This window comes from Paenibacillus sp. FSL R5-0519 (genome assembly GCF_037974275.1).
Classification (GTDB): Bacteria; Bacillota; Bacilli; order Paenibacillales; family Paenibacillaceae; genus Paenibacillus.
This window is the reverse complement of sequence record NZ_CP150234.1, coordinates 5,952,726-5,967,747: the sequence shown is the minus strand read 5'-3', so window position 1 is coordinate 5,967,747 and position 15,022 is coordinate 5,952,726. Positions and strand designations below refer to the sequence as shown.

11 protein-coding genes are annotated in these 15,022 nt (G+C 51.0%); 8 read left to right on the top strand and 3 right to left on the bottom strand.

The genetic code is table 11. The features are described 5' to 3' along the window. The first annotated feature begins 85 nt into the window (after nt 1-85). From MKY73_RS26780 to MKY73_RS26755, 6 genes are all read left to right on the top strand, one after another. Nucleotides 86-1,033: an aminopeptidase gene (locus MKY73_RS26780; protein ID WP_339304374.1), complete on the top strand. Its 948-nt coding sequence runs from the start codon at nt 86-88 to the stop codon at nt 1,031-1,033. 629 nt (nt 1,034-1,662) lie between these two features. Continuing rightward, nucleotides 1,663-2,085, top strand: coding sequence for a chemotaxis protein CheW (locus MKY73_RS26775; protein WP_339239346.1), 423 nt, complete (start codon nt 1,663-1,665; stop codon nt 2,083-2,085). 202 nt (nt 2,086-2,287) lie between these two features. Next, complete coding sequence (locus MKY73_RS26770) at nt 2,288-5,491, top strand: DEAD/DEAH box helicase (protein WP_339304372.1); 3,204 nt, start codon at nt 2,288-2,290, stop codon at nt 5,489-5,491. Nucleotides 5,492-5,537: 46 nt separating this feature from the next. After that, nucleotides 5,538-6,338: a hypothetical protein gene (locus MKY73_RS26765; protein WP_339304370.1), complete on the top strand. Its 801-nt coding sequence runs from the start codon at nt 5,538-5,540 to the stop codon at nt 6,336-6,338. Nucleotides 6,339-6,614: 276 nt separating this feature from the next. Continuing rightward, entirely contained in the window at nt 6,615-7,589 is a 975-nt protein-coding gene (locus tag MKY73_RS26760; RefSeq protein ID WP_339304368.1) for a M15 family metallopeptidase, read from the top strand. 276 nt (nt 7,590-7,865) lie between these two features. Continuing rightward, entirely contained in the window at nt 7,866-8,267 is a 402-nt protein-coding gene (locus MKY73_RS26755) for a RidA family protein (RefSeq protein ID WP_339304366.1), read from the top strand. A gap of 555 nt (nt 8,268-8,822) precedes the next feature. On the opposite strand, the gene MKY73_RS26750 is transcribed toward MKY73_RS26755, so the two are convergent. Then, nucleotides 8,823-9,893 carry a copper amine oxidase N-terminal domain-containing protein gene (locus MKY73_RS26750; protein ID WP_339304364.1) on the bottom strand — a complete coding sequence of 357 codons (1,071 nt, stop codon included), beginning with the start codon at nt 9,891-9,893 and terminating at the stop codon, nt 8,823-8,825. Between the two features lie 249 nt (nt 9,894-10,142). Between MKY73_RS26750 and MKY73_RS26745 the strand changes: the two genes are divergently transcribed. Then, entirely contained in the window at nt 10,143-10,619 is a 477-nt protein-coding gene (locus MKY73_RS26745; protein ID WP_339258650.1) for a GNAT family N-acetyltransferase, read from the top strand. A 47-nt stretch (nt 10,620-10,666) separates the two neighbouring features. Then, entirely contained in the window at nt 10,667-11,737 is a 1,071-nt protein-coding gene (locus MKY73_RS26740) for a Gfo/Idh/MocA family oxidoreductase (RefSeq protein ID WP_339308768.1), read from the top strand. 90 nt (nt 11,738-11,827) lie between these two features. Here MKY73_RS26740 and MKY73_RS26735 read toward each other — a convergent pair whose 3' ends face one another. Together MKY73_RS26735 and MKY73_RS26730 are read right to left on the bottom strand one after the other, a co-directional pair. Next, nucleotides 11,828-12,196, bottom strand: a complete 369-nt coding sequence (locus MKY73_RS26735) for a hypothetical protein (protein ID WP_339304362.1) — start codon at nt 12,194-12,196, stop codon at nt 11,828-11,830. A gap of 97 nt (nt 12,197-12,293) precedes the next feature. Then, complete coding sequence (locus MKY73_RS26730) at nt 12,294-14,882, bottom strand: UvrD-helicase domain-containing protein (protein ID WP_339304360.1); 2,589 nt, start codon at nt 14,880-14,882, stop codon at nt 12,294-12,296. Nucleotides 14,883-15,022: the final 140 nt, after the last annotated feature.

The window sequence follows — 15,022 nt, the reverse complement described above, 5'->3', positions numbered from 1 at the left end:
TGGACATGCAGGAATCCCGGGTCAATTGTCGAAAGGGTCAAGTCGAGTTGTGAAGAGCTGAAACCTAGACAGGAGAGATGAATATATGAGCAAGCAACGTGTAGAAATCAGTAAAAAGGTGCTAACAGAGTGTCTGGGATTACGCAGTGGAGAAAATCTGGTGGTTGTCGCAGACGATATGAAGCGGGATTTGGCCGAATCCATCTATGAGGCAGGAAAAGCACTTGGCGCGGAGTCGGTCCTGCTAATTATGGAGGAACGCAGCAGATCCGGAGAAGAGCCGCCTGCACCGATTGCAGAGGCCATGATTCGGGCAGATGTAGCGGTGTGTGTAACTCGATATTCATTAACGCATACCCAGGCACGCAAACAAGCCGCTGCTTCAGGGACCCGAGTGGCAACGATGCCCGGCATGACAGAGGATATGTTCATGAATGGCGCCATTACAGCTGAGTATTCGCAAGTGAAGGCGTTGACCGAGAAGGTGACGGCTCTGTTAACCGCAGGTCGCCATGTGCGAATAGAGAAGCAGGGGCATAGTCTTTCCTTTTCTATAGAGAATCGTAACGGTGTACCAAGTACAGGCATGTATTTGAACCCCGGTGAATCGGGTAACTTGCCTTCAGGAGAAGCTTATATTGCTCCCGTTGAGGGCAAGGGCGAGGGTAGTATTGTTGTAGATGGTTCCGTTGCTGGAATTGGGGAACTCCGCGAACCGATGTTATTAACCGTCAAGGAAGGGCGATTGGTGTCAGCTGAAGGACCAGAGGGGGCTCAATTACTGGACACCCTTGGAGATGGCGATGGTCGCTTTCTCGGCGAATTCGGTATTGGTACTAATAACAAGGCACGAATCACGGGTGTAGTGCTGGAAGATGAGAAGGTGTATGGCACGATCCATGTCGCCTTTGGCAGCAATAACACATTCGGGGGAACGATTGCGGCGGGTGTACATATTGATGCTGTTGTGCAAAAGCCGGACGTGTACATCGATGACAAGCTGATCATGCGGCAGGGTGCATTGGTTGAATAACTGAATAACTGCGTATCTGCGTATCTGCGTATATGTACTGAAGGGAATTGAGCATGTCCACAACGTGTCCACAGTAATGGATAAACTGGAGTGGAAATTCAGATTTTACGTCAGATTTACAAACAAATACACAACATGTCCACATTAAAATAATGAATATCCACATGAAACGCTAAACATATCCACAGCATGTGTGCAATATGTGCACAACTTATCCACAAAACAGGTATAACTCCTGTTTTTATTCGATAAAACAGTCGTTTTGAAGTGAAAAAACAAGTTATCCACAGGAATATCGTGTTTTTGTTCCAAGTATTTGAAAACATAGAAACAGATCCATAATATATGGGGATAAAAAAGGCCAAAGATCAGCTTAATGCCGACTCTTTGGTTTTTTTTGAATATAAAGTAATAAATCGAATGTCAGGTTACTTACGCTCAATTTTGAAACGGCGGATTTCCACCCTCTCATCAAAACTGTAATACAACGTCTGTTGAAGTTGGCAAAATTGATCTGAAGCCTAAACATTTGATCAAAAATAACCGATACACCAAAGTAACATCTAATGAGACGAAAGTAGTCTGATTATACGGAATGAGAGGGTATGGGGATAACTATGGATGAGGGAATGCAATATATTAATTTTTCGGTAGGAGACCAGATCTTTGCCCTACGCATTGATGAAGTTCATGAGATCATTAGAATGGTGCAGGTGACTACGGTCCCGTTTGGAAGTCCGGAGATCAGAGGTTTTGCTTCGCTGTACGGTAAGGTAGTTTCAGTAGTGAGTCTTCGTGTATTGTTAGGCATGCCGGACCAGGAGGATACCTCTTCTACACGTATTATTGTGGTGCCTTACAAAGGAGGATTTGTACCTCTGATCGTCGATATGGTTGATTCTGTTGTAAGTTACGATCGTTTCGAAGAACCTGCTGAGGAGCACCGCCGTTTCATGCTTGGCGTTTTTGACAAAATCGGGTTCTGTGCAGATCATCGTGCAGGCATTTTGAACCTGGATGTATTGCTGGGCAGCTTGATCAGATCATCGTAAGATAATGATCCGTAATTCTTTCAATACTCAGTATTATCCTTCGATTGACCCAAATGTTCCTCATCCGCTTTTCGGGAGAAGGGACATTTTTTTATGCCGATAACGATTGAAATAACCACTTTTTGTGGGCAAAGGTTTTTAAATCCGTTCATTTTCGTATATGATGGAGAGTAACAATGCGAAGGGATGACGGGAGACTTTAATGATGCAATCGCTGTATGGAGTATGGCTTGGTGACGTATTTTTTTGTTTTTCCGGTGAAACATCGGAACCGCGTGTGGATGCATGGAGCCACGTGGTAAGACGGTTGAATTTTGGCGACGGGGGTCGTCTGTTTCAGCCTGCCGCTCTGCGTCTCGCGGAGCTGCGCTGGCCGAATCCGCTGAGGAACACGGCTGAAGCCAAGAACACGAAGCGGCGTCAACTGTTGGGGCGCACATTGGAAGGGTTGGCCGTCTCGCCTAAGGATGCTTTTAGATTGCTGCTGCAATGGGATGACCGGTTGTTTAATGCAGCCGGAATTCAGGTTGGAGAAGAGATGCGTTACTGGATCAAAGCGGCGCAGTTCACACAGGAGCTGCTGTTGCGGGGAGCCATTGCTCCATCAGCTGAATTCGCAGCAAAGACCGGAGCACGGCGACGGACCGGGCAAGAGACATTGACAGGTGTATGGCGGCCGCGCTTGCAGTCAGAGGATGATATTGAACGCTTCCGTGATCTGGCTGAAGCGATGCCTCCAATTGGGCTTTCTGCTCCTGGAGCTTATGCTTCATTGGAACCGGAAACGCGTGAAGAAGCAGGAGCTGCGGTATTATTTTCATTCATGAGTGGCATGATTCATGCTGTAGTAACAAGTGAACTGGAGGGCATGGACAGTGAACTGTCCCGTTACCGCACGCCATATCGACGCGGCTCTTCGCCAGTAGCCGAACTTTGGTGGAACAGTCTCATCTCGATGTTCCGTCCAGTGACGGTGCAAGGGCCAACGGACGATATGACAGCATTTATTCATACGCTGCAAGAAGTTGGTGGAACGTCGATGCCGATCGTCGGCGCAGAAGAGATGGCGCCTGCTGAAGGCCAATTGAAGCTGGCGCTCCGTCTGGAGCCTCCACTTGGCGAACATGAAACCATATGGGGAGTCAGCTTTTGGGTGGACAGTGAGCAGGAACCAAGCCTGAGGCTGCCTGCGCGGACCATCTGGGCCCATCCGGAGCGAGATCTGGACCGGGGGAAAGTGTTATATACCTCGGCGGCAGAGCAGTTATTGATGGCGCTCGGTCAAGCAGCAGAATTGGCACCTGAACTGGAGACGTCGCTGCTTACTGCTCGTCCGGAGGGAATTAAGCTGGAACAGCAGGGTTTCTTTGAATTTCTAACGCATGCGGTTCCGCGTTTGCAGAAGGCTGGCATAACCGTTCTCATGCCTTCAAAGTGGAGTCGTGCCGGAAAACGCCGTGCAGGACTTCGTTTGCAGATGTTGAATCGGGGAACAGAGCGGTTGCCTGGAGCCACATCGGCACTGGGCATGGAACAATTGGTTGCATTCAAAGCAGAGCCCATGCTGGATGGCAAGCCCGTAACGGCAGAGGAACTGGCAGCTTTGGCTGAATCCACAGTTCCCTACGTCATGTTCCGCGGTGAGTGGATTGAAGTGGATACAAAAGAGATTCGCCAAGTCCTGCGTTATATGAAAAAAGAAGAAGAACAATATATGCCTCTCTCCGAATGGCTGCATCTGGCTGCGGATGAAGGGGAGGATTCCGCGTGGAAGGGTCTTTCCGTCTTTGGTGCCGAATCTGATGGGATGCTTGCTTTTCTGCTCGATGGACAGGTGCTTCGCAGCATTGAACCTCGTCAGGTTCCGGCAGAGTTGCATGGTGAACTAAGACCTTATCAGGAACGAGGTTTCCAATGGTTATCCGCGATGCGTGATCTGGGCTTTGGCGTATGTCTTGCGGATGATATGGGACTTGGGAAGACCATTCAGGTCATTACCTGTCTGCTGGATCGCAAACACGAAGAACGCCAGGCGGCTGCAGAAGAAGCACGTGAGAAGGAAATGCTGGATGGATCCGATGATTCTTTCCCGGCGGATCAGCATGCGAATGAGCAGCCTGATCATTTGCCTGCACTTATTGTGTGTCCTACCTCGTTGCTTGGAAACTGGCAGCGTGAACTGAAGCGGTTTGCCCCGGATCTGTCGCTATATATTCATCATGGCGGACAACGGTTGCACGGGAATGAGTTTCAGGCTGAAGCACAGACGCATGACATTGTACTGACGACCTATCATCTGGCAGGCAGAGATGGCCCGGATCTGGCTTCATTGCACTGGTCCACCATTGTGCTGGATGAGGCACAATATATTAAGAACTACCGTACCAAACAAGCGCAAAGCGTGATGCGCCTGTCTACACTTCATCGTATTGCGATGACGGGAACGCCTGTAGAGAACCGATTGAGCGAACTTTGGTCGATTTTCCAGTTTCTCAATCCGGGATATCTGGGCACAGCTTCATCGTTCCGCCAGAGGTATACGGGACTTGGTCCATCCGAAGAAAATGCAGCCTCCTTGCGTGAGCTTCATCGATTGGTATCTCCATTCATGCTGCGCAGGCTGAAAAGTGATCCGGATATTCGCAAGGATCTGCCAGAGAAGCTTGAACTGAAATCCTACTGTTCTCTGACGCCGGAGCAGACGGTGCTGTACCAGCGTGTGGTGGATGATCTGATGGGTGGTCTGGACGGCAGAAATGGGATTGCCCGGAAGGGGATCGTACTGTCCTCCCTGACCAAGCTCAAGCAGATCTGTGATCATCCGGTGCTGGCGGACAGCAATCGGAAAGATCATGGCAAGGCAGAGGCATCCGGTAAGATGGAACGATTGCTTGAACTGCTGGACGCCATCCGTGATAACGGGGAATCGGCCCTGATCTTCACGCAGTATGTTGCTATGGGAGATCTGTTGGTGTCGAGGTTGAAACAGCGATATGAGGAAGAACCGTATTTCCTGCATGGCGGGGTGTCGAAGGCGCAAAGGGATGAGATGGTGGAGACTTTCCAAAAAGGAGAGGGTCCGTCCATGTTTGTCCTGTCTCTTCGTGCCGGAGGTGTAGGTCTGAATCTGACACGGGCGAGTCATGTCGTTCACTATGACCGGTGGTGGAATCCTGCGGTGGAAAATCAGGCGACGGACCGCGTATTCCGAATCGGACAGAATCGCAACGTGCAAGTGCATAAGCTAATCTGTCAGGGAACATTGGAGGAACGGATTGATGAGCTGATTGAGAGCAAGAAGGCACTTTCCGAACAGGTCGTTGGTTCAGGTGAGAATTGGCTGACCGAGATGTCGGATGATGAGCTGCGTGGCCTGATATCTCTTCAGGGTGAGACGTGGCTGTGACCTTGATCATTCAGGGGAATATAGATGTTGAGAAAGGGGGATTGTTGTGAGCGAAAAATGGAAGATCGAGCTGCATATGTCCCCCGGTGGATGGACAGCAGAAGTAAATACAGCAGCGGATGCGGCGGGGCAGGAGGCGCACGGTTCCGCTGAGGCAGGGGAGACTGGAACAGCCGTTGCTGGCGTGTTCACGGTGACGGGAACGCCGACGCGACTGAGCGAAGCCGAGCGCGAGGCTGTGCTGGCTCAGCTGCGCAAGCGCCCGCTGACGCTGTACGCCCTGCTGCGCGGCGGCCCGGCGCCCGAGGAGCTTGCCGGGCTGCTGCCGGCTGCGCAAGCGCCAGGCGCAGCCACGGCCAGCGCGTCCGTGGCGTGCACCTGCGGCCGCCCGAGCTGTGCGCATACCGCGGCCGCTGAGCGCGCCGTAGCCGCGCGCCTCGCGGCTGAGCCGCTGCTGCAGCTGGCGCACGCCGGCTTGCCGCGCGAAGCGCTGCTCGCCGGCGTGCTGGGGGCATGGGCGGAGGAACTCGCCCATGATCCCGGCGCCACCGGCCGCGCAGCGGAAACGGCTGGCCGCCCGCAAGTGCGGGGCGGCGAAGGCGGCGCGGCCGTCGGCGAGTGGATCGCCGAGGCTGCCGCGGACGGCGCCATGCACCAGCCGGGGCCAGGTTTTGGAGCCGTTGAGGTGCGCCTTACGCAGCCGGGCAAGCCGCCGGCCTTGCCGGAGCTAACGGCGCTGCTGCAAGGCTTGCCGGCCACCGCAGGGCTGGATTTGATCCGCGAGCGTGTAGCTGCGCGGATGTGGCAGGCTGTCCAGAAGAAGACGGACAGCCCGGCAACCAAATGATACACCCATCAGAGCGGGGGAGATCTCAGATCACCTCTGCTTGTTTGTATTGCAGCATGTTGCATGATCCAATTCATTTCATTTTCGCGGGAATGTTTCTCTAAAAGTCCAAAAAACGATCATACAGGCTGTACAACCCGTATATGTTCATGAAGATCTCTTCTAAAGGAGGTCTTTACCGGTGGAGCTTCGCAGTTAATTAAGGTATACTTTCGCAGGGAACACAGCACGCAGACAACTAGACAACATTTATATTATTGCGATAGGAGTTTTTACATGAAATCACATACAGGAAGACAGCGCCGCATGGTGGTTATGCTGTCCTCATTGATGATATGCGGAGCATTGCTTGCCGCGTGCCAGAACGGTTCAGGCACAGAGGAGAGCCAGAATCCGAATGGAACAGGTAACACACAACAGGAGTCCGACGGCACAACCGTACATTTTACGGAGGATAAGGGAGCGGATGGTGACAACGCTGGCGGGGATGATACATCATCTGCTGGCAACAGCGGTGAAGGCACGGATAGCGAGTCCGGGAATGCATCGGCAGGCGAAGAGCAGGGTTCTTCAGACGATGGTAACGGCGCGACAGCGGAAGATCCATTGATGGAGAAACGCAGCGTCAGCGCACTGCAAACAACAATTGACGCAGAAGCTGTGGTGACCAATGCCACCTCTATGACGGTCATTGTGAACAAACAACGCAGTCTGCCTGAAGGGTACGAGCCGGACGATCTGGTGGAACCCAATGTACCGTTCTCCTTCGACGAACCTCACGAGAAGCGGCATATGCGCAAGGAAGCGGCGGAGGCACTGGAGAAGTTGTTTGCAGGTGCAAAAGCGGATGGCATTGAGCTTCGTGCGGTGTCTGGTTATCGTTCATATCAGCGTCAGGTATCCATCTACAACAACAATGTCAAAACCAAAGGTCAGGAATACACGGATCGTGTAAGCTCTGTTCCAGGCCGAAGCGAGCATCAGACGGGTCTTGCCATTGATGTATCCAGTCCGAGTGTGGGCAATGTGCTGGAAGAGGTATTCGGCACATCGAAGGAAGGCCAATGGCTCGCTGAACACGCTGCAGAATATGGATACGTCATCCGTTATTTGCAAGGTGAAGAAGATATAACCGGTTACGTCTATGAGCCTTGGCATATCCGGTACATCGGTACCGATTTGGCACCAGATGTGGCGAAAAGTGGGTTAACCCTGGAAGAATATTTTGATGAGGCGAATATCAAGTTGTAATCTGGATGGCTTTGTCCTTAATAAACGCTAATTTTCCTGAAATCCCCTGAATGACTGCTCTTTATCTAAACAATGAGCAGTCATTCAGGGGATTTTTTTCCGTGTAAAAAATGATGTTGGCTGACCACCTTGTCACGAAGCAGGGCACCACGTACTGAAGTTGCACTATAATAGAATTAAAATCTATTCTATTGTCTGAGATGATGGTGGACTGATATAATTCATGTTTAATCAGATGAGATACATACAACCAAAGCAAAGCGAGGGACGAGAAAAATGAGCAGACAGCAGGTATTTACCGGTTCCCCATGGGAACCGTTGGTGGGATATTGCCGTGCCATCCGTGTAGGGAACCGAATCGAAGTGGCGGGTACAACCGCGATGCAAGATGGTGTAGTCGTTGGGGCGGGTGATCCGTATGCACAGACGAGGTTCATTTTGCAGACGATCGAGAATGCACTGAAAGAGTTGGGGGCTGACATGTCGCATGTCGTTAGAACGCGAATGTTTGTGACCGATATCTCCAGGTGGGAGGAAGTTGGCAAGGCCCACGGTGAATATTTTGGACAGATTCAGCCTGTTGCCACCATGGTTGAAGTTAGCGCACTCATTGATCCCTTGTTGATGGTTGAGATTGAAGTGGAAGCGATTGTTGAAGATGAAGTCCAAGGTGGTTGATCTGGCGATCTCGCTTATCGTGAAGATTTTCTAAGGAACTCAGGACGCCTTATTTGGCCCTCAGGTCTTCTTCTGAAAATGTAAGGAACATCAGGCACGTTATTTTCCGAATCACTCTGACAAAAACGCTGTAAACAGCTGTTTATTCACACATAGGGTGGCTGAGATTCCTTAGGTGTTTACAGGTACTTCAAATCCTTGAATAAGACGTCTCAGATTCGTTAGCGCTAATTCCGTTTGCTCTTATATTCCTATGCAGAGCATATCTTATTCAGGCGCATGTCGTATACAGCGTACGTTGCAAGTGCCTGCTCCGGACAAGTTCAGGTGTGCTTCGCTTTGAAGCGAGTTTGAAAACACGCTCCAAGAACCCAAAAACCTAAAAAATAACCTTACCCATGCCTGTCGGAAGACAAGCGGATAAGGTTATTTTTATTGACTTCGCTGCTGCTGGACATTATGATGCGATGCCCTCCTGACACCAAGCCAAGACAGGCACGCGGTAGCAACATAGAACATATGCCTCAGCTCAACCAGTCTCGTTTATTAGTCGATTTATTTCGCTTCCAGTTGTGCTGCTGGTGTTTCAACAACCACTTTCCATGCCGTTCCGATTGGAGGCAGACTGCGTGTTAGCATAGGGCTGTAGTACCCAATCACTTTAGTTCCTTTAGTCAGTTCTTCAGCTTTCACCGTCTCACCTTCGTGATTCACGAGCAGCGTATCTTTAGCGATATTCAGCACGACATGGTCAGGAGCCATCTCGGTTAAACGTGTACCTGTGATCTCAATCTGTGAGATGCCGCCTTCAGCTGTTGTTACATTTTCAATCGTACCAGCTGTACCCAGTACCTCTTTAGGCTGTGCCTCAGATGCTGTAGCCGAATCCAGTACAGTGACTTTATAGGTCGGGGTTTGTGGTGGCAGACTGCGGGTAGTGATCATGGAATGCTCAGCTTCCACGTTCATGCCGATGGCCAGATCAGTCAGTGCAATCTCTTTTCCCTCAACGGAGATGAATTTCGTCTCATCGCTCAGATTGAGCACGATGCCATCCAACCCTGCACCGCCAATCTGGATGGACTTATATTTATCCTGGTTCGAGATGCTGGTTATCACACCACGCTCAGTGATCGTCTTCACGTCCTCTTCACTAGTGATCGTCACCTGATTTCCTGTTGTGTTCACTTGTCCATGCAGTACCTTTTCGGCAAAAGAAGCCGGTACATACAATGTGCCGCCTGTGATTTCGGGTGCTGTACCCAGTGTGAGCAGCATTTTATTTACGGAATATTGATCTTTGCCTGTGATTACTTGTGTCCAGAGAACACCTCGCGTCAGCTCCGCGGTTTTATTTTCTTTATGCCATTTCAGTTCAATACCCAGTGCTTCGGTAAGATCACGCAGTGGAATCATGGCTACTTTGCCATCCTTGTTCCAGTAACCATCGGAGATGGACGCACCATTCACGGATATGTTTACTGCACCAGCTGTGTTACTATCTGCTGAAATGGATGTTTGATGGACTGGTTGTGTGTTGTCCAGTGTTGCTGCATAAGCGGCTCCACCACCCAATGCCATGGATAGGGCCATCAGTGCACTTACTTTTTTCATGTTGTTATTCATCAATATTCATCCCTTCTAATCTTTGTAATGTCGCGGTAAAATCTTCCTTAGAGCCACGCTTCAAGTTAATAGACGGGACAGATCGTCTCAGTGTTGCAGTTGCCATGCAATGAATCTAAGCGGTATGTTAGTTTGAATTTGAAATATCGCTTGTATTGCAGGTTATCGGCAGCAGGATCAGGTTAATTTCAGGTAGGTGGCCAAACCGTTGTCCTATTTCACATTCAAGTACGAGGAGGAACCGATTAGATGAGTGATATGTTAGTAGCGCTCTATCGTTTACCGGAGCAAGAGAGTGGACTGAGAAAGCTGCAGGAATCCTCCATTGTGATTCGAAGAGCCATTGCCCCAGAGAAACAGCTTGTACTGGATTGGGTGAGGTCACATTTTAGCCAAGCTTGGGTGGATGAATGTGAGGTCGCTTTTGCACGTCAGCCCGTGTCCTGTTACATCGCAGTTGAGCATGGGAAAATGATCGGATTTGCCTGTTACGAAGCGACATGTCGCAACTTCTTTGGACCTACAGGCGTGAGCCAGGATGCACGGGGCAAAGGTGTAGGCACAGCCCTGTTACTGGCCTGTATGCATGCGATGAAGGCGGACGGTTATGGTTATGCCATTATCGGATCAGCGGGACCTGTAGATTTCTATGCCCGGACGCTGGGTGCTGTGAAGATCGAAAATTCAACCCCGGGTATTTACGAAGGCATGCTGCGGGCAGACTAGACGATAGTGATGTTGTGGAAGTTGTGGAAAAGGAAGGGAGGACGATGATGAGCACGAAACAAATGCTGCACATTGGAATGATCGGTACAGGATCCATCTCGGATCTTCATATGAGGTGTTACGCCAAAAATGAGGATGCTGTCATCTATGCCATCTGTGATCTGAACGAAGAGCGGGCTAAAGCTGCGGCACAGAAGTATGATGCTCAATCCGTGTACACCGATTATCGGGAGATGCTGGAGGACCCGCATGTCGATGCCGTCAGTATCTGTACCTGGAATAATACACATGCGGAATTCGCCATTGCTGCACTGGAGGCAGGCAAGCACGTACTGTTGGAGAAACCGGTTGCAACCAATGTGGAAGATGCACTGCGGATTGAAGAAGCGGTGAAGAAGAGCGGACGTACGTTTATCGTTGGGTTTGTGCGGCGGTATGACAACAATATGCAGATGATGCGCAGATTCATTGATGCCGGGGAATTTGGTGAATTGTATTATGCCAAAGCTTCCATTCTGCGTCGTCACGGTAATCCAGGCGGTTGGTTTGCTGACAAAAGCCGTTCCGGTGGAGGCCCCCTGATTGATCTGGGTGTACATATCATTGACCAGTGTTGGTATTTGATGGGCAAGCCCAAGCCTGTTTCCGTCAGTGGGAATACGTATCGGAAGCTGGGCAATCGTGCCCATATCGAACATCTTTCTTTTTACAAAGCAGCCGACTACAGCGCAGCTGTGAATGACGTGGAAGATATGGCGAATGCACTCATTCGGTTTGAAAATGGGGCTTCGCTCGCGGTGGATGTGAGCTTTACCCTGCATGCACGCGGAGATGAATCTTCAGTGAAATTATACGGTGAGCGTGGTGGGTTCGAATTGGAGCCGGAGACAATCATCGTCACGGAGAAAAATAATACCATCCTGAATATTGAACCCCAGACGGACAATACGGGTCTCCATATTCATAGCGCATTTCAGAACCAGATCGACCACTTTGTGGATTGTTGCCTGAACGGTACAGATCCGATCAGTCCAATTGCGGATGGGGTGGCATCCACACGCATGCTGTGCGGAATCTACGAATCCGCTGAGAAAGGCCAGGAGATTCGTCTGGATTGAGTCCAGTGTACGGGACGGTTATTCTTCGTAATATTAAAAAGCATGCGTCTTCCGCGTGATTTGCGGTTGCGCATGCTTTTTCGCATCAGGTCATTTATTCAGTGGTGAATTCTCGTATCCAGGGTCATCATAATCCGTATCCTGCAGCCTTGGAAGCACGTTCATGCTCTCAATCGCCTGCCGGGTATCCGGCGTGCCATGGTCATACAGAAAAGTGTACAGCAGAGTCATGCCATCCGAAAATTGCTCTGTTGCCTCATCGTGGTCTGCCGATTTGTAGGGTACGGGAGCTCGTTGAAATGTGTAGGCATCGTCATCCTCCAGCACCTTCATCAGGTCTTTTAATCGGCCCAACTGTTCGTCATCCACCAACACCTCAAAGGGTGTAGATTCGTTCTTGGTTTGTTCAATCAAGTTATGAGTTACCGATACATACAGATGTTGTTTGCCATCCTGCATAATCCAACCCCCATTCTGAAATGGAAAAAAGACGCTTCTACTGTTAATAAACAGCAAAAAGCGCCCTGAAACGAGCTATAACTGTATCCCGTATCGTTTATTTCCCAAATCTCCCCGTTACAGGAACTTGGCGGGTACCGGCCTCCATCGATCCTGAACACAGGGGACAGGCGGGAGGGCCGGATGATGCCTTCTTGTTTGTTTTGGCAGAAGGCACAGCCGGTTTCTGTCTTAGCCACGCTTTACAGGTGGACGAACTACATTTCCAGACCGCAACGGTCTCCGTGCGCTCAGCATTACCCGAGGCTGAACCTGAACTGTGGGACTGTATACGGGAGGAACTCGCAGCTGTTGGACTTATACCTGTGGTACTGAACGCCTTATGATTGCGAATTTCCCCACTACCACGCCGTTCTCCAAGGCGATCCTCATCCCGTTCATTGTGGACCTCGAAGTCACGACGGTCACTGTGGTTGATGGCACGGCGTTGTGCTACATCCCGACCTTCGGAACGGCGACCCGACCCCGAACGGGCATATGATCCATTGCCTTTGCCATATGAAGTCGGGCTGCTGGTCCGACTCTCCTCACGAGGTTTGCGTTTATCCGGAACTTCCATGCCGAAGGCTTCAAGCAGGAAGCGGGACACATCCGCTGGCTTTCCGTGATGAGATGCGGGTGAGGTGACATACAAGTACTGCTTGGCCCTTGTGATGGCAACATAGGCAAGCCTACGTTCTTCCTCCAAGGCCATGTCCAGCTCGGCGTCTGTCTGCTGCACAGCAAGCGCAGCCTTTTGATCTTCGGGGATATCCTGTCTCAGTGCTGTACTGTGAGGCACAATGCCCTCACTGGCTCCGATCCAGTACACACAAGGGAACTCCAGTCCTTTGGCCCGGTGAATGGTCATCAACTGTACTGCGTCACTGTCCTGTGCGCGGCGTAGAGATTCCATCTCCCGGTGTCTGCGGGATAACTCATCCGCGAACTGGATGAACTCTTCCACCGTTTCGAATTTTTTGACGGCAGCTTCGAATTCATCCAGGGTTTCCAGCATCGTTTCCTTATAATGGGTGAAGATGCTGGGATCACCACTTTCCATATACTTGTCGTAGAACTGCCTGCGCATCTCCTGAATGGCGATGATGGGTTTCAGTTTGTGCAGTGATTTGATCAGCTTGATGCGTTCCTTGACCTGTTCCTGCTGGAACGGTTTCAGCTTGTCCCATTTCACCAGATGGATGAGTGGATATTTCTTCGCCTGTTGTTGTTCACAGCGCTGAATCCACTCCAGCCCGGCATCCCGTGACACATAGAGCGGTCCCAGTGCACTGGGAAGAGCATCCATGGCGCGTGGATCAAGAGACAGACGCAGATGATCCATCAGGGGCCTGATGAGAGACTGGTCGTAGAACACCGGGGAGGCACCATGCTGTACAAAAGGCACATCTTTCAACACAAGCTGCTCGAACACAGCCCGGCTGCTGCTTGCAGTCCGGTGAAGAATCGCAATATCACGATAGGTGTGCTGCCCTTCTTCAACCTGTTGGCAGAGCTGATTCACGACCCACGCCGCTTCTTCCTCCGCATTGGATGGTGTGGCGAAACGGGGCGCATCTCCGCGGTTTCCGGCGGCACGCAGCCGTTTGTCACGTCTGCGTTTATTACGGGCGACCAGTTCGCTTCCGAGTCCGAGAATGCGTGCATCACTGCGATAATTGATATCCAGCGTCACAATGCGTGCACCGGGGTATACTTTATCGAATTCCAAAATCGATTCCTGGCGTGCGCCATTAAAGGTATAGATCGTCTGGTCATCATCTCCTACAACCATCAGGTTGCGGTGGGCGGAAGCCAGTTTTTGCACAATCTCATATTGCAGATGGTTGGTATCCTGGAACTCATCCACCATAATATACTGAAAACGTTTCTGAAGCGGCCCCAGGACAGCCGGGTCACGAAGCAGAGCGGCAGCGCGCAGTAAAATATCGTCAAAGTCCATTTTGCCCCGCTCCTGCTTCCAGGCTTCGTAACCAAGCAGAACACGCTTGGCATCGCGTTCTTCCTGCGATTTTTCAGGCAGGTCGGTTGTTTCCGATCCTTGCATCTTCCATGCAGACAGCATAGCCAGTAGACTTTCCGGCTGGAAAGCTTCACTCATGCCATTTTGGCGCAAAAGCATCTTGAGCACCGTGTGCTGGGCGCGGGACTCGCCAAAGATCTCTTCCTGCACACCATAATGACGCAGCAATGTCAGCGCAAAAGAGTGGAAGGTGCGAGCCTGTACGGCTCTCGCGGCAGCCGGGCGTATACCTGGCAATGCGGCGATGCGGTCCTTCATCTCGGTGGCGGCCTTGTTGGTGAACGTCACCAGAAGAATACTGCCTGCATGTACGCCACTAACCTCTATGAGGTAGCCGGCTCTTGCAGCGAGTACAGTCGTTTTGCCACAACCGGCTCCGGCAAGCGTCAGGATAGGTCCTCTGCCATGACGGACTGCCGAGATTTGTGGTGCATTCAGCTTAATGCCAGCCTCTTCCAGAGAACGAAAGTAAAAGGCATCTTGTTGATCATTGCCCACGAGTTGCCGACTGGTCTCCAGCGGAGCAGACGGGGACTGGGGCAGGGATGCCGCCGGGGTAACCCCGAGCGGACGGGGGTAGAACGTTGAGTTCGGACTTAACATGTTTCATCCACCTCTGTATGCATTCAGGGATAGGACTATCCCGGCTAAAAGTAAACCATTTGCCCTTTTCACAATCGCATTGTAAATTGGTATGATAGAGTTAGTTGCCTAATCAGGCGGTTAAGTAGGGCCAAAGCTTC

Bases quoted from the DNA above. Each gene is read 5' to 3' on its own strand.
- MKY73_RS26745 (WP_339258650.1), top strand. From the start codon at position 10,143: ATGAGTGATATGTTAGTAGCGCTCTATCGTTTACCGGAGCAAGAGAGT.
- MKY73_RS26735 (WP_339304362.1), bottom strand. From the start codon at position 12,196: ATGCAGGATGGCAAACAACATCTGTATGTATCGGTAACTCATAACTTG.
- MKY73_RS26770 (WP_339304372.1), top strand. From the start codon at position 2,288: ATGATGCAATCGCTGTATGGAGTATGGCTTGGTGACGTATTTTTTTGT.
- MKY73_RS26780 (WP_339304374.1), top strand. From the start codon at position 86: ATGAGCAAGCAACGTGTAGAAATCAGTAAAAAGGTGCTAACAGAGTGT.
- MKY73_RS26740 (WP_339308768.1), top strand. From the start codon at position 10,667: ATGAGCACGAAACAAATGCTGCACATTGGAATGATCGGTACAGGATCC.
- MKY73_RS26775 (WP_339239346.1), top strand. From the start codon at position 1,663: ATGCAATATATTAATTTTTCGGTAGGAGACCAGATCTTTGCCCTACGC.
- MKY73_RS26750 (WP_339304364.1), bottom strand. From the start codon at position 9,893: ATGAATAACAACATGAAAAAAGTAAGTGCACTGATGGCCCTATCCATG.
- MKY73_RS26755 (WP_339304366.1), top strand. From the start codon at position 7,866: ATGAGCAGACAGCAGGTATTTACCGGTTCCCCATGGGAACCGTTGGTG.
- MKY73_RS26730 (WP_339304360.1), bottom strand. From the start codon at position 14,882: ATGTTAAGTCCGAACTCAACGTTCTACCCCCGTCCGCTCGGGGTTACC.
- MKY73_RS26760 (WP_339304368.1), top strand. From the start codon at position 6,615: ATGAAATCACATACAGGAAGACAGCGCCGCATGGTGGTTATGCTGTCC.